This window comes from Sphingobacterium sp. UBA1897, assembly GCF_002337775.1.
Classification (GTDB): Bacteria; Bacteroidota; Bacteroidia; order Sphingobacteriales; family Sphingobacteriaceae; genus Sphingobacterium; species Sphingobacterium siyangense.
This window is the reverse complement of record NZ_DDGR01000018.1, coordinates 66,303-88,300: the sequence shown is the minus strand read 5'-3', so window position 1 is coordinate 88,300 and position 21,998 is coordinate 66,303. Positions and strand designations below refer to the sequence as shown.

At 39.8% G+C, this 21,998-nt stretch carries 13 protein-coding genes; 3 read left to right on the top strand and 10 right to left on the bottom strand.

All coding sequences use genetic code 11. The annotated features are described in order from the left end of the window. The first annotated feature begins 68 nt into the window (after positions 1–68). On the top strand, positions 69–986 hold the full coding sequence (locus B4N43_RS08685; RefSeq protein WP_286734182.1) for a hypothetical protein: 918 nt from the start codon (positions 69–71) through the stop codon (positions 984–986). Next, a complete protein-coding gene (locus B4N43_RS08680; RefSeq protein WP_286734180.1) occupies positions 983–1,663 on the top strand; it encodes an ATP-binding cassette domain-containing protein in 681 nt (226 codons plus the stop codon). Before B4N43_RS08685 ends, B4N43_RS08680 begins: the two co-directional genes overlap by 4 nt. Before the next feature lie 418 nt (positions 1,664–2,081). Here B4N43_RS08680 and B4N43_RS08675 read toward each other — a convergent pair whose 3' ends face one another. The 5 genes from B4N43_RS08675 to B4N43_RS08655 all read right to left on the bottom strand — a co-directional run bounded on the left by B4N43_RS08675 (position 2,082) and on the right by B4N43_RS08655 (position 12,562). Continuing rightward, complete coding sequence (locus B4N43_RS08675) at positions 2,082–3,428, bottom strand: ankyrin repeat domain-containing protein (RefSeq protein WP_145328801.1); 1,347 nt, start codon at positions 3,426–3,428, stop codon at positions 2,082–2,084. Positions 3,429–3,447: 19 nt separating this feature from the next. Beyond that, a complete protein-coding gene (locus B4N43_RS08670; protein WP_145328803.1) occupies positions 3,448–4,644 on the bottom strand; it encodes an ankyrin repeat domain-containing protein in 1,197 nt (398 codons plus the stop codon). A gap of 328 nt (positions 4,645–4,972) precedes the next feature. After that, on the bottom strand, positions 4,973–7,756 hold the full coding sequence (locus B4N43_RS08665; protein WP_286734176.1) for a sugar-binding domain-containing protein: 2,784 nt from the start codon (positions 7,754–7,756) through the stop codon (positions 4,973–4,975). Positions 7,757–7,762: 6 nt separating this feature from the next. Further along, positions 7,763–11,131: a tetratricopeptide repeat protein gene (locus B4N43_RS08660; RefSeq protein WP_286734174.1), complete on the bottom strand. Its 3,369-nt coding sequence runs from the start codon at positions 11,129–11,131 to the stop codon at positions 7,763–7,765. 54 nt (positions 11,132–11,185) lie between these two features. Then, positions 11,186–12,562 (bottom strand): sugar porter family MFS transporter, encoded by a 1,377-nt coding sequence (locus B4N43_RS08655; protein ID WP_286734171.1) that lies wholly within the window; start codon positions 12,560–12,562, stop codon positions 11,186–11,188. Positions 12,563–12,691: 129 nt separating this feature from the next. Between B4N43_RS08655 and B4N43_RS08650 the strand changes: the two genes are divergently transcribed. Further along, positions 12,692–13,585: an AraC family transcriptional regulator gene (locus B4N43_RS08650; RefSeq protein ID WP_286734169.1), complete on the top strand. Its 894-nt coding sequence runs from the start codon at positions 12,692–12,694 to the stop codon at positions 13,583–13,585. Between the two features lie 172 nt (positions 13,586–13,757). On the opposite strand, the gene B4N43_RS08645 is transcribed toward B4N43_RS08650, so the two are convergent. The 5 genes from B4N43_RS08645 to nuoL all read right to left on the bottom strand — a co-directional run bounded on the left by B4N43_RS08645 (position 13,758) and on the right by nuoL (position 21,983). Beyond that, complete coding sequence (locus B4N43_RS08645) at positions 13,758–14,537, bottom strand: enoyl-CoA hydratase/isomerase family protein (RefSeq protein WP_286734167.1); 780 nt, start codon at positions 14,535–14,537, stop codon at positions 13,758–13,760. 5 nt (positions 14,538–14,542) lie between these two features. Further along, positions 14,543–17,035 (bottom strand): DUF5686 family protein, encoded by a 2,493-nt coding sequence (locus B4N43_RS08640; RefSeq protein WP_286734165.1) that lies wholly within the window; start codon positions 17,033–17,035, stop codon positions 14,543–14,545. Between the two features lie 174 nt (positions 17,036–17,209). Next, positions 17,210–18,586, bottom strand: a complete 1,377-nt coding sequence (locus tag B4N43_RS08635; protein WP_286734162.1) for an NADH-quinone oxidoreductase subunit N — start codon at positions 18,584–18,586, stop codon at positions 17,210–17,212. Positions 18,587–18,603: 17 nt separating this feature from the next. Beyond that, positions 18,604–20,046 carry a complex I subunit 4 family protein gene (locus tag B4N43_RS08630; protein WP_286734160.1) on the bottom strand — a complete coding sequence of 481 codons (1,443 nt, stop codon included), beginning with the start codon at positions 20,044–20,046 and terminating at the stop codon, positions 18,604–18,606. A 14-nt stretch (positions 20,047–20,060) separates the two neighbouring features. Continuing rightward, positions 20,061–21,983, bottom strand: a complete 1,923-nt coding sequence (gene nuoL, locus B4N43_RS08625; protein ID WP_201667007.1) for an NADH-quinone oxidoreductase subunit L — start codon at positions 21,981–21,983, stop codon at positions 20,061–20,063. Between the last annotated feature and the right edge of the window lie 15 nt (positions 21,984–21,998).

The window sequence follows — 21,998 nt, the reverse complement described above, 5'->3', positions numbered from 1 at the left end:
TTAATCGTAAGTACTATTTTTAAAACATGGATTCAATCGTTATAAATAAAAGTAAAGTAATTTAGAAAATGAAGTTTTATTTTACGTTACAAAGCCGCATAATTCTGCGTTATTTAGCAAATAGTGGGATGAACCCACTTCTAGTAGGTCTTTTAATATTGATAAGTTTTACTGTTATTTCACAGTATATAATCTTAAAAGCCTCATACACACCTTATGTGTACGCTATTATCCCGATGGTGCTAACTTTTTGCTTAAATGGTAGTTCTAGGAATATATTTTTAAAATTTAACTTTTCAAATAGACATTATTATTTAATAAGGGCTCTTGAAAATATCATAGTGGGACTACCATTTATTTTGCTCTTGATTGTAAATGGGAAATTGTTGATTCCTGTTATCATAATGATCGCTAATGGTCTTTTAATCTTTATAAAAGAAGGGAGAAAAGCTACTTATGTGCTTCCAACACCATTCTATAAGCTTCCTTATGAATTTATAGTGGGTTTTAGAAAAACATTTTTGATAATCCTATTATCCTATTTTATCTGCGGTATTAGCATTACTGTTGGAAATTTTAATTTAGGTGTTTTTTCATTAATAATTATTCAGATAATTAGTTTTTCATTCTACTTGGATCCAGAAAGCCACTTTTATGTATGGATTTATTCAATGACATTCTCTCAATTCTTATTAAATAAAGTCAAAATATTGATATTATATTCAACTGTCTTGTCGTTACCTATTGCTATTGCACTTGGTATCGCCTTTAGTGATCAATTTTTAATCTTAATTATTGTGCAAATCATTGGTTATGTATCAATAGTATCAGGGTTATTGAGTAAATACACTTATTTTCCTAATAGAATGCCTTTACCGATATTTGTCTTATTTATTATTGCCTTAATCTTTATTCCACTTGTGCTTGTGTGTATGCCTTATTTCTATGTTAAATCGCGAACTAGCCTTAAAGAAATATTGAAATGATTACCGTAAAGAATTTATCAAAAAAATACGGCTCGAAAATTATTTTGAGTGATATCAATTTGAACTTTAATAGAGGAGAAGTACATGGCATTGTTGGTAACAATGGCGCAGGCAAGTCAACCCTCTTTAAATGCATAGCTGGTATTGAAAGTTATGAAGGAATAGTTAAATCGGAGTTTGAAAAAACGAAGGATCATATAGGCTTTCTAGATACTGACCCTTATTTTTTTCCAAAAATTACCGGAGAAGAATATCTTCGTTTGCTTTGTCATAGCAGGAAAGTGCCAGAGCCAAACTTTGAAGAGAAAAATATATTCGATCTTCCGCTAGGTGAATATGCTGCGAATTATTCGACGGGTATGAAAAAAAAATTAGCGATTTCTGGAGTCATGCTGCAGGATAATGATTATTTTATTTTCGACGAACCTTTTAATGGCCTCGATCTCCAGAGCAATATTATTGTGACCGCCTTAATTCATCATCTCAAAGAATTAAGAAAAATTGTACTAATAAGTTCACATATTTTCTCAACACTACATGATTGCTGCGATCGAATTCATTTCCTAAAAAATGGACAGGTAGTTAAGAGTACGGGTAAAGAAAATTTTAGAGATATTGAAGAAGAGATGAAACATCTCATATTGGGCGATAAGATTGCTAAACTTGGGCTCAAATAAGATAAGCTTTTTATTTTAGAAAAATGTTTGGTTAAGGATGAGCTTCATCATTCCTTAATAAACGAATAATTATAAAGTTAATAGGGGGATATTTTGGCATTCACGTTCGTAGATAAATAGTAAGTATTATATTAGCTTAAATAGTATTCTTGCTTTTCATTACTTGAAAGAATTTTCCTAACTTAGCTATCAAGAACTTGCAGCTAAAATGTATGTCAAACCAGTGAGTTATTCGGTGAGTAGGGAAATGGAAGGTTTGTAAATAACTGATAAATAGATTAATGCAATTAGGGTTCGATTCCCCTACGGGCTACAAAAAGCGACTTCAAAAGAGTCGCTTTTTTAGTTTTTATCTAAGTGCCCAATACCAAATTCAGGAAACAGGCCAACAGATTTTTAAAGGGGCTTTCAATAAAATTTAATTCTTTAAAATTTTCGCTTTTTCCGCGTCAAATTCCTCCTGGTTTATAATTCCCGCGTCCAACAGATCTTTTAAATCAAATAGAGCCTTTTTCTTCATTCCCATATCCACGTTTGATAAGGGTTCAGTGAACACTTTTTTCTCTGGAAGGCCGGGCTCACCTTTTAGGGGATCGGTCTGTGCGCCGGCATCAATCAATAATGCCGTTATTTCATTAAATCCTTGCATATTGGAATAATCTATTGCTTTTTGTTCCAATACATTCGTTATATCTGTAACGGAGCCATTAGATAAGAGATACCGCAACACATCCTTTTTACCATAGGCAGCAGCATAATGAAGCGCAGTATTGCCGGTAGCATCCTGTTTATCAATTGTTGCACCACTGTCTAAAAGTTGTTTGACCAAAGACAGATAACCCATTTTTGTAGCTGTATGCAGTAATGTTTCTCCTGCATAATGAGGTTCAAAACCAAGAATAAAGATACGCCCCCCTGTCCGTTCGATCAACCTTTCCAAATATTTACCGTCCTTTCCATCAAATGAGTCTACAGGACGTGCATAATCCGCAGAGAGGCCTCTTTCTAAAAATAAAGCGAGAAGCTCTTTTTGATTGCTATTACAAACATACCACACAGGAGAAATTCCCTCGGCAGATTCAGCAAAAATATCGCTCCCTTGCTCCAGTAACTTCTGAGCAAGAATACGGTTTCCGTTTTTTACTGCGAGCAGCAAGGGACCTTCACTTAAGTCATTCAGGATATTGACAGATGCACCATTATCCAACAACATATTGACAATAGGAACGGAGCCCTGTACCACCGCCAAATTTAAGGCCGTATTGCCCTCCTTGTCAGAGATATCTACACGAGCACCATTTTCAATAAGCAGCTGTACCACTGGCGGGTATTTTGCCTGCACAGCCAATAGTAATGGTGATTCAGCACTATTGTTCAATACGTTTACGTCTAATCCCTGTGCAATCAGTTTTTCAGCCATTTCCTGTTGCCCTGTTCGAGCTGTAATATGGAGCAAGCTATTTCCCAAAAAGTCGTTGATCAGAATATTAGCATTATTTTCCAATAAATAGACTGCTGTTTGTTTTTGCTTTTGTAACAGGGCAAAATATAAGGGGGTTTCCCCCCGATGATCCTCGTAGTCCACTGTGGCTCCAGCCTCAACCAGCTTTCTCACCAAATCCAAATAACCTCGATGCGCCGCATAATGCAATGCTGTCCGTCCCATTTCATCAGTGTAAGATACATCAACTTGATTTTTCTCCAATAATATTTCCGCTATTTTACGTTTTCCGCTTTCACACGCTATTATAAATGACTGAGACATAACAATTTTTTCTGTTTTTTTATTGTTTTAATAACCATTCGACTGTCTTTACCTTTATATTATCCTCCATAGCATAATCGACAGCTTTTTTATCCATTATATTTTCCAATTGAGGATCGATTCCTTCACCGACAAGATATTTTACTTTTTTATAAAGGTCTCGGGCTCTATTTTCATCGTAATTGAGGTTTACTTGACAAATTTTATGCAATAGTGTATTACCCTCGTTATCCGCATAACTGAGGTCTAGATATCCTTTGTCCATAATTTCCTGTACAACTAGGACTGATTTTTCTGCTAGCCAATCTACGCCTGTTTTTTCTTTCTGATACCAAAGTGATGCAGCTGTCAAATCTGCCCCATGTTCCAAAAGTAAGATCAGCACACTCAGATTAGTCTCGCTATCAGTATGCATCATGCGAAGGAATGCATTGAGTAGGTTTTCTCCTTGTTTATTGACGCTATGAAAATCTGGACTTCCATAATTGAGAAGGGGAACGAGCAGATCTGGATTAAAATGCCTTACTGCTGCATAATAAAATGAACTTTCGCCATGCCAATCCTTTAGCCCTGGATCTGCTCCCGCATTGAGTAATTTAATCACAACATCAGTTTTCAATGTATCAACAGCCATGTGCAGGGCTGTTTTTTGTTCAACATTGCCGATATTCGGGTCTAAACCTTCAACCAACAGCCAGTCTACGAGCTCGCTAATACGTTCATTGGACTGCATACGTAGACTACAAACTTTAAAAAGCAACGTTTGTCCATACTGATCCATCCGCTGCAGGTCGGCACCTGCCTCAAAAATAAGTTTTAAGAAAGAAATAGCCACATTTTCCTGTAATGCATATTCAAATAGAGTAATACCACCTACTTCTTCGTTGATATCATCTATCTGTGCTAAATAGCCTTTCATCCAAATTAAATGGACTTTAAGCTGCACTTCGGATGCAATCTGAGGTTTGAATAGCGTATTAATCACGGATGTGCTAAAACGATCATAATCGTATAGATCAGTTGAGATTAGTCCTTTTTTTACAAAATGGTCCAAGACTCCGTAATGCTGGGCTCTAATCAATTGGCTAACTAAACTATTCAATTCGTAATCGTGAAAGTCAACTCTACTATTTGCTGCTGCAACAATCCGTTCCATCTCCGCGATTTCACCTTTACGTGAAAATTCAGCAAGCGTCCTTAATTCATTATTTGTCATTTTTTACTTCTGTTAGTCTAAAGAAAAGAAATCCGCATGATTAAATTGAAAACGATTTAACTAGAAAAATAGTATAACAGGCACTTGATAGTAACAACAGAATCACCATAAGCCTTTAAACTGCAGGAATATAAAAAAGTTACTCCGGAAAATGGAGTGGCCTTCAACTATATCAGATTGAAAGTTAGTCTATAATTGATTTATGCCAAAGGTCTGTAACAGGATGTATCCTGTCACAGACCTTTGGCATATAATTCTGCAATAGCGGATGAAGTTGAACGATTAGCCTTAGGCTGATGCGTTAAATTTTTCCAAAGCGATCTTCTAACTAATAGATCGCCTTGGGTTCGGATTTTTCTTGCGCTTCTTTGTAGCGCAACACCTGCGATAGAATCGCTGGATTTTCGATCACTTTAGGCCTAAACTTTGTACTGTTCATATACGTTAAGATGGAGCTCAACAGCTGTCTTGCAACGGGCCTGTTGGCTAGATCCGCCTCCAGATCAAACGAAGCGATCATCAGCTTGCCTGATCCTACCGTCCCTTCAAAAAGAGATGCTAATCTTCTATTATTGGCAAAGTTATCAATGAGCTCTACAACTGCATGTCCACCTTTGACCTGATCCGTAATCATCGTAGTCGATTTAATTTGGAGATCCCACCATTGCCAATCTGTATGATTATCTGTTGGGAAATCGGCAAATACAGGATGTTTAGGGTCACAAAGCAAGCCCATTGTACCGGCCTGTTTTGGAAAATGTACCGGGCTCCAAAAAACAGGAACGAACTTCCCTTCAATACCGTTTATTTTCTTCCAATCGGGATTTAAAAGTACTTTTTTCCCTTCTTTCAGCAAGCGCATTGCTTCCCCCAATTCGCGCGTATAGCTGACTTCCCCAAAATTAACGGCTACCTTTTGAGGATACACCCAAATATTCCAATGGTTTTCGTACGAAGTACCCTCAAGTTTAAGTTGAATCGTCAATTTCTTCGCCTGTCTAATTGTTTGTAATGGTACTTCTAAATGCCCCACATTGCCTTGATGTCCCTTTCCAATGGTTGACTGAAAATGTCCCTGTGCGATTATTTTTCCTGCATCTTTCAGGAACCAACTAATCCCCTGATCCTTCAAAATCTCCTGTCCAAAATTACTCACATCTATAGAAGCTTTGAACGTTTCATCGTTGGTATATACAGCTTTCGCAAACTGGAGCAAAGGCACTACTGGAGCGCTAAATTGTCGAAATTCTGCCGCTGAGAGAATATGTTTGCTGTCCCAAAACGCATCTAATAAGCCTACCAATGCCGTTCCCTGACCAGGGAAATCGTGAAGATCAAGGAGCTGATAACCACTGATACCCGGTGTCTTCAACGCTCTTTCCATCTCCTCTTTGTACAGCATAGCTGCCAATTTTCCTGAGGACATCGTATATGCGCTGGCCTTATGTAATAATCCTTTTTGTTTTAGATCTTCTGCTACAGAAATGAAGTTTAACGGTTTTAAAACACCTTTATATTTTTTGATTTCGGCGAGATTGGGATAGACAGCATATTGTCCAATTTCGTGTGTCACGACCGGAATCGAAATTCCTTCCAAAGAATTGCTGTAGTTTTTATTGAATGTAGGTGCTTCGCTATTAAATACACCTTGTCCCCGCACCCAGCCCTTGGCTGTCCATTGGGTAATCAGATAATCATCATAGGGTTCTTCCTTCACACCATGCCCTTGTTGGAATGTAAAAGAAGTTGCCGTATAAAGATGCCGTTTGTCTTTTTCCTTTACGTATTTTACCAGATCATTCAGCGCATTGAAATCACCACTCAACTCATTACCCATACTCCAAAAACAAAAGGACGGATGATTTCCATAAGTCTGCATTATTCGATCGGCCTCTTCATAGAGAAAATTCATCACTCCCTCATCTTTACCAAGATTATTCTCCCAGATTGGCAACTCAATTTGAAGATAGAATCCCAATTCGTCGGCAACAGCAAAGGCCGCCTCAGGAGGACACCATGAATGAAACCTCAGATGATTTAGCCCCCATTCGCGCGCTGTCACAAAGACTTTTCTCCAACCGGCCTTATCCATCGGCGGATGTCCCGTTAACGGGAAGATACTGCATTCCAATGTTCCCCTCAAAAATAAAGGCTCACCATTTACTTTTAGCATGGTCCCATCCGTAGAAAGCTCACGCATACCTATTGAGGTATTCAATGTTGATACGGCATCTATGGTTTTCAATTCCAGACTGATGTCGTACAAATGCGGTGAAAATTCGCTCCAAAGTTTCAGTTTGTCACCAAGAAGGTAGTTTAGATTGATCGCTGAATCCCCCGGCGACAGCTGAATGATTCTTTCAACTGGAGTTAGGGGCCCCATTTTGTCTTTTACCTTTATTTTCAGTTTACCGACAACGGCCTTTGCAAGTTTATTACGGAGATTGACCTGCAGATTGATTTCCTTTTTCGCTAGATTAGGACTCGCATACACAGACTTCAGACGTACCGCATCGTAGGCCTGAATAGCAATCTTTCCAAGCATGCCATTCCAAATAATTTGGGTGTGATCGGTATAAGCATGCGCCATATCATCAACGCTAATTGGAAGCTTCTTCCTGTTATCTATGCGGATTGTCAACCGATGCTTCTTTCCTGTTTTCAGTAGGGAACTTAAGTCAAACTCATGCGGACTGACAAGGCTACGTTGCTTTTGTACTACTGCTATCCCGTCGATCCAAACCATAGACTCCCAAAGAACACGCTCGAGGGTTAAGATCATCTCTTTACCTGCCCAACCTGCCGGGATTGAAAGTTCCCGTGTATACCATGCTGCCCCCACATAACGATGTGCTCGCGTTAGATGCGAAAGCTGAGGTTTGGCAAGAGCAGGTGTCAACGTATTTACGGTTCCTAAACTCGCATCATCAGTTGTTCCTGGTAATCTGATCGATGTTTCGAACGATTTACCAGCCCAACCATGCTCGATACCGACATCTTCGGGATCAAGCCGAACTTTCCACTCTCCTGCAAGATCAAGGCGATTTAGTCCATCTGCCCAGACCGTATAACTTTGAAATAGAACGACGAATACAATGATATAGCGATACATACTGAATTAACTCTTTAAAGAAGTTTCACCTAAGAAAGAACACATAATAGCCTGGCTCCCTTGGTGATTGGGATCCAACTGCTGGACTTGTGCTAAATAATGCATTGCCAAAGCACGATCTCCATTCCCCAAATACCCCAATCCCATGACATACAAACAATGTATTTTATTCTTATGATCCAGATCTTCCTCCCAAATATCCATATCAGGCAAGGAAACTGCAAAATAATCTATTTTAAAGGGCTTGTCAATAAATAACTTTCCATGATCTATTAAACATTGAAAACGTTGTTCAGCTCGCACTGGATCACCAAGCTCATGCCAAGCTAAACCTTGATAAAATATCTTATCTGGTTGTGGATCATTATAGAAAAGGGCCTGCTGGGGCTCATCAGCACCTTCTGTTGCTTTATAGAAATAAACTTTAGCTTCTTCTTCCATGCCCAATAAACGATAGACGAGTCCCTTATAATAGTGAACATCGTTTTCTTCCATTGTAATCAGCTTACCTTCACCAAGGTTATGTGGATAATAATCAAGCGCCTTTAGCAAGGAAAGCGCCTGCTGCAGTTCATTTTGCAGTATCGATTTTTTGGCCAATTCGAGCTGACATATCGTGTATTGACGAGAGACCTTACCTTCCCCCCCTTCCCAGGGCTTAAACTGCCGGGAAGCAAGCAACGTTTTCGCACTCTCATATTCACCCAAGAGATTAAATAGGGTGATCCGCTCCAAGAATAGATCATCTCTAAGCGTCACCAAATCCGGATATCGATCGAGCAGGGCCAACCTTTCTTTGTAAGAGCGTCCCTCCTTCTTGTAGAGCTGATGAAGCTCCATGAGTAAACGTGCATCGGTTTCATCCAATGAAAATGCGCTCTCCAATAGGGGCACGGCTTCTTTCTTCTTGTCTATACGATTATAATAAGCTAAGGCCAAATTACGATAAACGGTAGGAAACTGTCCATCCAATTTGATAGCATGCTCCCAACAGTCAACAGCATCCTGATGCTGCCTTTTACCATACCAAAGATTGCCCAAATAATACGAGGCCTTTGCGTCAGCACTATTTAAAACTATGGCATGTCGGAGAATTGCAATCTCTTCCAAACGATTTGGAAAACAATAAGTCGGATCCATAACGACGGCTTGATCACAATACGTTTTCGCCTTGTCATGCAAGCCGAGATGAGTCGCGAAATAACCGAGTGTATAATATACCATTGGGTAAACTAAGGTTACGTCTTCAATGGTTTTTTCAAGGAGTAAAGATGCTTCTTCATACAGACCGGCATGAGCAAAATCCAATGTATACTCCATCACACTATGAATATTAACGCGCGCTAAATCGAGAATAGGAGAAAATATCGATTCTTCTTCCGTTAACAGGTACCATTCGAATCGACAGCCCATATTAAACGGATCCAATTCCATTGATTCTTGAATACATGCTAAAGCGGCATCTTTTGCCCCTAGTTTTCTTAAAATAGAGGCCTTCAGCTGTCTTCCTTTATGGTGATACCAGTTTCTGCTCAATGAGTGATCTATTTTTTCCAAAGCAGCTTTCCAATTGCCCCTCTTCGCATCTATTTGTGCCAAACCAAAATAGCCAGAATCCTTCCATGCGGCATTCCATGTTGCTTTGTAGAAAGCTGCATAAGCTCCATTCAGATCCCCAGATAGTTGCAGAGCTACACCAAGGTTGTAATAAGGTTCTCCATCATAAGGATTGGGATTACGCTCCGTAGCGCGGGCAATAGCGGTCTCAAAATAAATAATGGACTCCTCTATCTTACCGTTCCGCAACAAGAAAGCGCCCATTGCATTATTACATCTGATGTCGTTCGGTTCACGTCGCAGAGCCTCCTTATAATAATCCAATGGATTATAAGTTGCATGTCGGTACTGCTCCAGATGCTGTCCTGTCAAAAACAATTCTTCGATAGAACAAATGTCTTCGGGCAGCAATGCTGCCTGTGCCGGTTTGGGTATATCTTCAGCATTCTTCGCCTGTTCTTGCTGGTAGACCAATATTTCATGGTTATTTTTATCATACACAGTCAATATGAGTTCGGTTGTTAGACTGTCCAATCCAGCAACACTTTGGGTATAAATATTCCGAGGAGAACAAGTCACTTGTTCGTCCAAATAGATTTTACCGGCTGTATTACGTAACAAAACACGTATATTTTCATACCTCCCTGTTGTATACAAGACAATGTGAGCAGTCTGCTCCCTAACCTCCATATTGAGCACCGCATCTTTTGTTGCATTTTTCACCTGTCCGACTTCTGCGTAAGGCATAAAATACTGAGACCAGGATTTCACTTCGTAAGGTTGTAACCAAGCAAAATCAGGCTGATTATCTGTATATACACCAGCCATCAATTCAATATATGGTCCATTTTCATCTGTCAGGTTTCTATCCCAAGCGACACCAAAGTCACCATTTCCCCAGGTCCACTGTTTTTTCCCCGGTGAAATGTGATGGTCGGCCACATGTAACATCCCCGCATTGGTAGCACCAGCCTCATAGCCGCCAACGAAGTTGTATTTCGATTGAATGGCCATATAGGACGTCGGGACAGGAATATTCTTGTATTGTGCAATATCAACACCTGCCGAGTAATCGTATTTGTAATAGGTTCCCGTAGCAATCGGGAAAGAAGAGACCTCTCGCTTTCCATGATCAAAAACAGCATTGACATCGGGAGGGAATACGGAATAATAGTCGTCATTCACAACAACAGCCGGATTGGCCCACCACAGAAAAGTTTGTGGCAATGCTGTCCGATTATACACTTGAACCTTGATTTCTAAATACGCTTTGTCGGGATGCAAAGTAAATCCCTGCATGGCCTTCATCCGAAACATACGCTCGATTTCGTTGCACCAAACCGTAATACTTCCATCGCTGTTGTGTTCGATTAAATGCTCTGTTGGCATAAAAGTAGTCGGTCGATGATGCTGGGGCCAATTAAATTCAATCCCTCCTGAAATCCAAGGACCAGTGAGCCCAACCAAAGCGGGCTTGATAACCTCATTATAGTAAACGAAATGTCGTTCTCTAACTTTATCATAAGCCATATGAACCCGTCCACCTAAAGCTGGAAGAATCATCACCTTGATATATTCATTTTCGAGAAATAGCGCTTGATAGATCTTGTTTCGTTTTTGATCGCTAATTTTCTCTATGATCGGATAGGGATATACTACCCCTGAGCTACCTTGGTATACGCGCTTTTCGGCAAATATGGGATTCTTCTCCATCGTCCCAATCTCGTATATTGGAATCGCAACCTGCTCCTCCCATGCTTTTACGATCCCTTTCTGGTCAACTGTTGATTTTATGAGGTAACGAGTCAATTCTGTCATTTTCTTAATACACTAATAGGTTTATATAGGTCGAGTTGATTATCCCAGTGCCAATTATCCTTCAAGTTCTTGTTCAATTTCTTCTAAGCTTTTTCCTTTGGTCTCTTTCAGTCGACTCCATAGAAACATATAACCGATAAAACAGACTCCACCATACAGCCAGAATGTACCAGCTGCGCCCATATTTTGATTCAGTAAAGGAAAAGTATAAGTGAGCACAAAACATGCAATCCATAGTAATGATGTCGCGATCGCCATAGCCTGCGCCCTTACAGCGGTAGGGAATATTTCGGCGATGATTACCCAAGTAACAGGTGCCAAAGTCATCGCATACACCGCAATTCCGGCTAACACAAGGAGAAGCACGAAAATGCCACTGCAATTGAAATAATAACAAGCCCCTAGGGCAATATAAATCACAAAAAGCCCTGCTGATCCGAAGAGCATCAATGCACGGCGACCAATTCGATCGACCAGATACATGCCGATGAATGTAAAAATTACATTGATCACTCCAGTGATAATAATATTGAAAAGCATCCCCGAAACTGTATATCCGGCAGCCGTAAAAATTTCTTGGGCATAATTAAAAATAACATTAATCCCACACCACTGCTGAAAGACCGCAATAAAACTTCCTAGCAACAACAACCGCAGCAACTTGCCCTGAAATAAATTTCTTTTTCGGGCTTTACCCTGATTTAGTTCAGCCGCCTCGGCAATAGATTGAATATTTTCTGCTGCATATTCATCTCCACCCATGCGTAAAAACACACGCTTTGCCTGTTCGTGCTTCCCTTTCGAATACAACCAACGGGGGCTTTCGGGAATCAGGAAAAGCAGCACCAAAAAAACGACTGCTGGGATCGCTCCTGCCCAAAACATCCATCTCCAACCCTCTTGCCCATTCCAGGTTTCTAGAATAGATTCTCCAGCTAAAACCGGCTTAGCAATAAGCCAATTGACCACTTGCGCTGCAAGTATGCCCAGTACAATGGTTAATTGATTGACAGATACAAATTTTCCCCGACTTTCTGCAGGGGCGATTTCCGCGATATACATCGGAGCCAAATTGGAGGCTACACCAATACCTATCCCGCCCAAAATCCGATAAATAATAAAGGTGTCAAGTTCGGACGCCATGCCGGTTCCCAATGCAGAAATTATAAATAAAATTGCGGCTGTATAAATCAGTGGTTTTCGACCATAGCGATCTGCCAATCCTCCCGAGAGCAGTACACCAACAAAGCTTCCCACAATCGCCGAAGACATGGCCCATCCTTGCAATGCGGGATCGGATTCCAAATGAAAATAAGCCTCATAAAATGGTTTTGCACCTCCAATAACTACCCAATCATATCCAAATAGAAATCCACCAATAGCAGCCACAAAAGTGATCAATAGCAGATAGGTCGTCGCAGTCTTTTGCATAAGAGTTTACATATTTAGATTTACTTAGGTAAAAGTAATGGATTACTTGGGGAGAATCATGTAAGTGAACACGATAAACATGTAAAATATTATTATTTTTATAAGGATAACCAAAAACAAGCTCGATTTATGAAACAAAACCAAGATGTCATCGCTGAAGGATTCAAAGGAGAAAAGGCAATTGTCCTTCCCTATGCCGTATGCAACTACCAGGCAGACAATAACATCACAACGAAATTACACATCACACATATCGGCTATTATCCCAATGCAAAAAAACACTACCGTGATCGTCAAGAAGGATGCAGGGAATATATTCTGATTTATTGCGAAAAAGGAAGTGGCTGGATAAAACAGGATGACACAACGCATAACCTTAAAAGAAACGATGTATTTATTATACCGAGAGATAGTGCACATTGCTATGGCGCAAAATCAAATGATCCCTGGAGCATCTATTGGATTCATTTCGCCGGGACAGATGCGGCTCTTTTTAAACATATCATGGGCCAAGTGATTCATATCGTTGATGCGGATTCAAACAAACATGCCAACCGCATCCAGCTCTTCGAGAGCATCTACAAAAATCTGGAAATGGGGTACAGCCCAGAAAATTTGGAGTATACGAGTTTTTGCTTTCAATATTTTTTAGCTTCCATTCAATATCAGGCGCAGTTTAGAGAAAGTAACCGAATTCAAGTAGATAATATTATACAGGACATCATCATATTTATGAAAGACAATCTGGAGAACAATATCAATCTGGATGATATTTCAGCACGTTTCAGCTATTCCAAATCACATCTTATTAACTTGTTCAAGCAGAAAACATCTTACCCGCCCATGGTATATTACAATCAACTCCGTATGCAAAGAGCTTGCTCTTACCTGCAATTTACACTACTTAAAATTAAAGAAATCGCATTCAAACTCCATTTTTATGACCCCTTTCATTTTTCAAAAGCGTTTACACGAGAAATGAAAATGTCGCCACAAGAATATCGAAAAAAATATCAAAAATAATGTCAGTTAAACCTTTCAGATCCAGATCCATAAGCCATCTAGACCAGTTACCTCTAAACGATTGGTTATAAACGATGGCTCTCCATTCGAACATCTTTTCTTGGCACTATCTCATCTCTTCATCGACACATGCCAATACACAGGGTATAAAGTTCAGTGAAGTACTGCTACATTATTCAAAATTGGGTGTCCTTTTCGCTAAAAATGCTGAAACACCTTCTTTGAAATCGTCTGTTCCGAACAGATGTCCAAAGGCATCCATTTCCACCTTATTCCCATTCTGTTGTTTATCTTCAGCGGCGTTAATGGCTGCAATAGCATTTGCCACCGCAACACGCGAACGGGTAAATATCTTTTGCAGTATTTCCTCCGCTCGGGCAATTAGTTTATCCTGTGCGATCACCTCATTGACCAGTCCTAGTTCATAAGCTCGCTGCGCATCAATCATATCGCCAGTTAAAATCATTTGCATAGCCTGTCCTTTTCCGATCAATTTGGGCAAACGCTGCGTACCTCCGTAACCCGGAATCAGGCCCAAAGAAACCTCCGGAAGTCCCATCTTAGCACTTTCAGAAGCTATACGGATATGGCAAGCCAAAGCCATTTCGAGCCCTCCACCTAAAGCATATCCATTTATAGCAGCAATAACTGGCTTCGGAGAAGCTTCGATAAGATCCGTAAAGATAATATGCCCTCTTTCACTAAGCCATCGTGCCTGAATCACAGACAGATCCGTAAATTCCTTGATATCCGCGCCCGCGGCAAATGCTTTATGTCCAGCGCCGGTCAGGATAATACCCCTTACATGATCATCGGAATTGAAATGTTTGAAGATATCTTGCAATTCATCAAGCGTTTCCTGATCTAGGGCATTCAGTTGCGGTTCGCGATTAATGATGACATAGCCAATACTATCTTTAATGGCATACTTTAAATTTGAATATTGAACCATAATTGTTAAAAATTAAAATGTAAGGATGCCGTAAAAGTATCAGAAGGTACACCTTCACCGCCTTTATAGCTTAATCTCTTTTTATACTCTAATCTAATCAATTTAAAGATATTATCCACCCCCACAAGTCCTTCTACATAAGGTTTGTTACGCACGGCTTTTGTTTGAATAATACCATCTTTGTCCGCTTCAAACTGAATATTTTCGGGCGTAACAAAGGGATTGTTGGCATCGCTTAACTTTCCATAAAAAGCCTTGAATCCTGTTACTTCACGCCACTTTAACCGTCTGAACAAAGGAATTCTATTAAAAAAGAAACCATTCCAATTGTGGTAATAAGTCAATTTCAAAAACTGGTCTGAAACAAATTCCGAGGTCGCCATCAAGTCAAAATTCACCAACGGCCCCTGCTTATCTTTAGTGACTTCTGGAAGTTCCAGTAAGGTATAAGGCAGATGTTTCCCCCAAATTCTCCCGCCTGAAAACTCAAAATCAGCCTGTCCTGCTGGCGATAAGAACAATCTTTTGAAGATACTAAAGCGTAACGCATCATAACTATAATCTGCCCCCCAAAATCCTTTCAGCCCTTTATTATATTGCAGGGTAAAAATGGGATATTTATTTTCTACTGTTCCCCTGTCGAGATTATGATAAGTAAATTCTTCATTCGGAGCCCAACGCAAAATTAGCTGTAGATCATTTGTATTTACTTGGCGGACTGTATCAGGTAAAGGTAGGCTATTGATATAAAACAAATCACCGCGAGGTTGTCTGCGGGTATGTGTAAATGCCGTTCCTACACTCATATGGTTCCCAAATTCGATCAGATGATCGAGACGATAGATATCATTAAACTGCCATTTATTAGGCCTGTTTTTTCCAAAAGAACGGAAGAAACCATCTCCTTTTAAAAAACCCAAACCTCGTCCCGGTTCCATAACGTCGTGCTGTACGGTAAAGCGCAAATAATTTGCCGGAAACTGAACAATACGTTCTCCATTTAAAGTAAATGCCGTACTCAGGTAGTATTTTAGCGCTTTGTCTTTATCGCCATAGGCTGTGTATCCTTCAATGTAGGCCTTTTCCGAAAACAAGCGTGTTGTTCGACCGCTCATCCTAAAACGATTCCCTTCGTAATTATTACGGCTATACAGATATTCCAGTGGACCAAACTCAACTTTCCCGGCATTATAATACCCCTTTGCCAATAAATAGCCTAATGCTACTAACTGATTAAAAGAACGCATATTCTGTACAGAATCAACTTTTTGATATGCCCCTACTTCAGCATGGCTTAATGGGCTTGGTCTGACTCCTACTATGGGTATATACGGTGCGGACTGGAGGAGATACCTTTTTTCAACAGGTACACCAGCAAAATTCTCATTCGAAATAGAATCGGTGCGATGTCCTAAGTATTGGGTTTCCCTGCGCCCATACAATACATCCGACTTGCTCCCGCCAAATAACATTTTCAGGTCTGCATGAACGGGAAGCATGCTACCGTTTTTAAATTCGCTATAGCTGAGATCTATCTGCACGTCATTTATCCAATTGATATTTGCAGTACGTCCGATATTCAATGTCGCGCGATGAACCGCATACCTTGTATCATCTGAGATCAGTAGATCACCATAGAAGAGCAGATCAATTTCCGATTTACCTTCAAAATGGAGTTCAATATAATCCTTCCCCTCGATCTTTATGGTATCTTGAATTTTGTACCTATAAAACGCTGTAGCACCGGAAGCAATTGGACTTAAGACTCCTTTGTTCGTGATCTGAATTGTATTTTCATAGAGATCAACATCACGGAGTATCGTCTGGAACCGTGTCTGCCAATTATCATTGTTAAAAAAGCGTGGATTTAATTCGGTCTGATTGTGGCTGATGACAATCTTCTTACTACGATCTGGATTATGGGATGAATAGATATTGGCATAGTTTTCTTCCAAATAAAAGGGTGCAATGGTCTGCCCCCTAAAAGCTGTAGAATCGACATTTTCAAAGAGGAATCGGAATGGTTTCGGAAATTTTTTCGCTTTATCCTCAGGATTGACAAAACCAAATTGCGTCTTCTCATATTCGTCAAAACGAATTTCAGGTATACGGGTATAATGATTTTGTGGTCGATGTGCTATCACCTGTTCGATCAGTGCAATAGCTGGATCTTTAGGCTTTTTGTTTCTTCTATTGACCACGACCTCCTCTAATGTATTATTCGAGGCAATTAAATGCACCGTCAACATAGAATCTTGTAACCGACGAACATCCACTGTCCGCCGCTCATACCCCACTGCTCCAAATACAAGCTGTCTGTATTTCTTGATATCTTGAATCTTAAAATACCCAAGGGTATCGCTGCTACCACCGCTATCTTCCCCAAGCCAGTTGATTGAAACCCTTGAAATGCCCTTGCCTGTTTGTGCATCAACGACCTTTCCACGAATAAAGTCCTGTGCAATTACTTGTTCGCAGATAACGAAGAAAAGTAACACACATAAAACATGAATCGAAAAAGATTTAACACACACTTTAAACGCCATCTGCAATTTGATAGGATTTCTTTTTTACAATATACAATTTGTATGCAAGAGTTATACCAATAAAAATAAAAAAAGCACAGCGAAATCGCCATGCTCTAATAAACAACAAGTATTTTAACAGAACCTTTATATTAATTTTAAAAGACAGTCTGGATATACCCCAATTAATATGGTAAGCATTACGGCAAGGAATAATACCAATGAATAATTCCACTGCACATTGACACAGGATTCGTCACTGTCTCTAAAGTACATCGCAACAACAACTTTCAAATAGTAATACACAGCAATGCCTGCATTGATTACCGCCAATACGAGCAAAACAATATGATAATTTTCCATAACAGAAGAAAACATCATAAACTTACCGATAAATCCAGCTGTCAGTGGTATTCCCGCAAGAGAAAGCATGGCTATCGTGATGGCAAATGCGAGCAAAGGATTTCGTTTACCCAAGCCATTAAAAGCTTCAAAATGCTCGGAGCCCGTCGTTTTCTTTACAAGGATCAATCCCGTAAAGGCAACAATGGTTGCCAGCGAATAGGCAAGGCCATAAGCAAAGATACTGTTAGCCGAAGTAGCCCCTACTGCTACAATCGCAAATAACATATACCCAGCATGCGAAACACTTGAATAAGCAAGCATACGTTTGAAGGAAGACTGCATTAATGCAGAAATATTTCCAACAAATAAGGTGAGAATGGCGATCACTAAGAAAACTGGAGTCCAAAAATCTTGTAAAGGCAATAGACTATAACTGAATAAACGTAACAATCCGGCGAAAGAAGCAACTTTAACGACCGTACTCATATAACTCGTAATCAGTATCGGAGCCCCATCATAAACATCTGGTGTCCAGAAATGAAAGGGAACAGCCCCCACCTTGAACGTCAGTCCCACAATGAGGAGCAATATACCTCCATAAAACAAAGGCGAAATTGCCTGCGGGTTATTGACGACATAGTTTTTGATTTCACTTAAATCAAATGATCCGGTAGCACCGTATAACAGGGCAATACCAAACAGTAGAAACCCAGTAGAGAAAGCGCCCATCAAAAAGTACTTTAATGCAGCTTCATTTGATGCTTTGTCTCTTTTACGTATCCCGACCAAAATATAAAGCGCTACAGACATAATTTCAATACCTAAAAAAAGCATTGAAAAATTATGATAACTATTCACAAGAACAGCACCTGTGAGGGAGAAAATCAATAACGAGTAATACTCCGCAATTTGTCCCTCCTCATCAAAATATCCCTTTGAGATTACAAAGATACACAAGGTAACCGCGATACATAAGACCGAGAAAGCAATAGCGTAATGATCAAAATGAACCATCCCACTAAAGAGAGGTCCGCTGGTAGAAGTCCAGTCATTCCATAAGAAACCAATAGCGACCAAGAAGCCAAGAATAGAAACAGGCAGCAGCATAGATTTCATCTTGAATAAGCCAAGGTAAAGGACGACTAATGCTAATATCGAAAGTGTAATTATTGCACCCATACAATTAAATATATCTATTATCTGCCTAAAAATGTACTTAAAACTTCCACAGAACCTGCAGAAAGGTTCAATAGGAAATTAGGGAATATACCAATATAAAGGATCAAGACAGAGACCACCGTCAATACAATAAGTTCCGTTCCTTTTACATCTTCAAATTGTATAGTTCTTTCGGTCGTTTCTCCCAGCATCGTTCCTTGATAAAGCCTAAGGATATAAACTGCACCCAGAATTAAGGTTAAACCAGCAAAAACAGCAAACCAAAATCCATATTGAAAAACGCCTTTCAATAATAAAAACTCACCAATAAATCCATTCGTTAATGGTAACCCCACTGCTCCCATACAAATAATCATAAAGAAGATGGCCAACCGAGGCGCCTTGCTTGCTATTCCACCAAGCTCAGTAAGACTACGTGTCTGTGTGCGCTGCTGTATAATATCCAACACATAAAAAAGTCCTATCACAGAAATACCGTGATTTAACATTTGAATAGTTGCTCCACTCAGGCCATTCGTATTCCATGTGAAGACACCAGCACTAATTAAGCCAACGTGAGCTATTGATGAATAGGCGATCAATCGCTTCACATCATCTTGTTTAATTGCAATAATGGAAGCATAGACGATCCCAATAACGCATAAGATCATTGCAAAATGTCCGTACAGCGCAACACCGGCTGGTGCGATGGGCAATAGCCAACGCATTAAACCATAAACCCCCATTTTGAGCATGATACCCGCCAATAACATCGTGCCTGCTGCAGGTGCGTTTGTATACGTATTGGGTTGCCAAGTATGAAAAGGAAAAATTGGTATTTTGATGGCGAAAGCAACAAAAAAAGCCCAAAATAACCATCGCTGTGTGTTTTCCCCCAAATCTAATGCAATAAATGAAGTCCATTCAAAATCACGATTGGGCACTTGTTGATAGAGATAAAGAATACCGATCAACATCAAAAGGCTACCCAAGAAAGTATAAATAAAGAATTTCAAATTTACGCGGATACGATCTCCTTCACCCCAAAGTGCACAAATAAAATAAATCGGAATCAAGGCAATCTCCCAGCCCACATAAAAAGTAAAGGCATCCAAGGCCATAAATACGAGCAATAAGCCCGCTTGCATAAAAGCCATTAAAGCATAGAAGTTTCCTTTATAATCCTTCTTAAAGGTTGTGGCAATAATTAAAGGCATTAGCCCATTCGTCAATAAGATCAACGGCAAGCTAATTCCATCAACGCCGATATGAAAATGAATATGCAATGAAGAAATCCATAGCCAATTTTGTTCAAATTGCATTCCGGCATTTGCGTCAAAAGTACAAAGGAAAGGAATAGTCAAAGCCAAAGACAGTAATGATAAAATCAAGGCAATAGACTTTGCAGCATTGGTCTTTAAGAACGTTAGAATCAATGCGCTTATTAACGGCAATAAAATAAGTAAAAACAAGTTATCCATCGATTATACCAAAATTAAAGACTCAACAATCCATAGATGAAAATGGCAATCACCCCAATTACCATCATCAATAAATAAAAACCAACATTACCATTCTGGAGCAAACGCAATACTTTTCCCGTATCAAATGTTGCTTTCCCGGCACCATTAACAACGCCATCAATACCACGTTGATCCACAACATTCCCGAAGAAAGCTGAGAGCCAATTGATGGGACGTACAATGATACTATCATAAAGTTCATCCACGTAAAACTTATTGTAAGATAAATTCGCCAAGAAACTTCTGGTACCTTCTCCCGCTTCAGGTAACTGTTGTCGTTTAACATACTTATTAAAGGCTAAAGCAACCATAATCAATACCCCAACAACAGAAACGGCCATTAATAAATATTCAGTACTGTGTTCCAAATGATGAGTTGCAGGTATTATCGCTTTTCCCTCTGAGAACACTGGCGCCAGGAAATCCTCAAGCCAATGATTACCTCCCAAAACAGCTGGTAAGTTGATCACACCTCCAACCACAGAAAGTATAGCCAATACAATGAGTGGCATGGTCATACTCTTTGGAGATTCATGCAAATGATGTTTTTGCTCTTCCGTACCACGGAATGTCCCAAAAAAGGTCATAAACAGCATCCTAAACATATAGAATGCCGTCATTAATGCACCAATAAAACCTAAACCCCATAAGACCGGACTAGCGGCAAAAGCCCCCGCCAATATTTCATCTTTGGAGAAGAAGCCAGAAAATGGTGGAATTCCTGCAATCGCAATTGTCCCCATCAACATCGTCAGATAAGTAATAGGCATTGCTTTCTTCAAGCCGCCCATTTTACGCATATCCTGTTCTTCACTCATACCATGTATGACAGATCCGGCACCGAGGAAAAGTAACGCCTTGAAAAAGGCATGGGTCAATACATGGAAAAACGCTCCCGTAAATGCTCCGACACCTAGGCCAAGAAACATATAGCCCAATTGTGAAACTGTGGAATAAGCCAATACTTTCTTAATATCATTTTGTGTCAATGCAATCGCAGCAGCTAACAGGGCTGTACAGATAGCTATGACAGAAATGAGCTGCAACGTAAACGGTGAAAGAATAAACAATACATTGGAACGTGCAATCATATAAATACCGGCTGTAACCATCGTTGCCGCATGGATCAGGGCCGACACAGGGGTCGGGCCAGCCATGGCATCTGGCAACCAGGTAAACAAAGGTATCTGCGCCGATTTACCTGTTGCAGCAATAAATAACAAAATGGTAATGCTAACGACTGTGATATCACCAACAGCAAAATTCTTGGCCGCTGGAAATACAGTCGAAAATTCTAAGGACCCAAAAGTTCCAAGTATTAAAAATACCGCAAGCAGAAAACCTAAATCCCCTATTCTATTCATCACAAATGCTTTTTTTGCTGCATTTGCATACGAACTATTCTTATACCAAAAGCCGATCAATAAATAAGAACATAGTCCTACACCTTCCCAACCGATGAACATGACCAGGTAATTGGATCCCAATACCAATAGCAGCATAAAAAAGATAAAGAGATTCAAATAAGCGAAAAACTTACCAAATCCATTATCATGATGCATATAACCAATAGAATAGACATGGATAAGGAAACCAATTCCCGTAACAATTAAGAGCATGATCGCACTTAACGGATCTACCAAAAAGGACAGACCTATCTTGAGATTGCCCACTGCAATCCAATCAAATACATGTTGTTCAATGATGCCTGCTTGTCCAGCTTGTCTCGCTTGGTAGACTTCGGAGAACAGAAGGCAGCTACATACAAAAGAAATAAGCACTACAGCGCTGCCAACAGCGCCTATCATACCTTTGGAAAAGGTATTCCTACCCAATCCATTCACTATAAACCCGATTAAGGGCAAAAGGGGAATCAACCAAACTAATTCACTCATCGTATTTATTTCTTA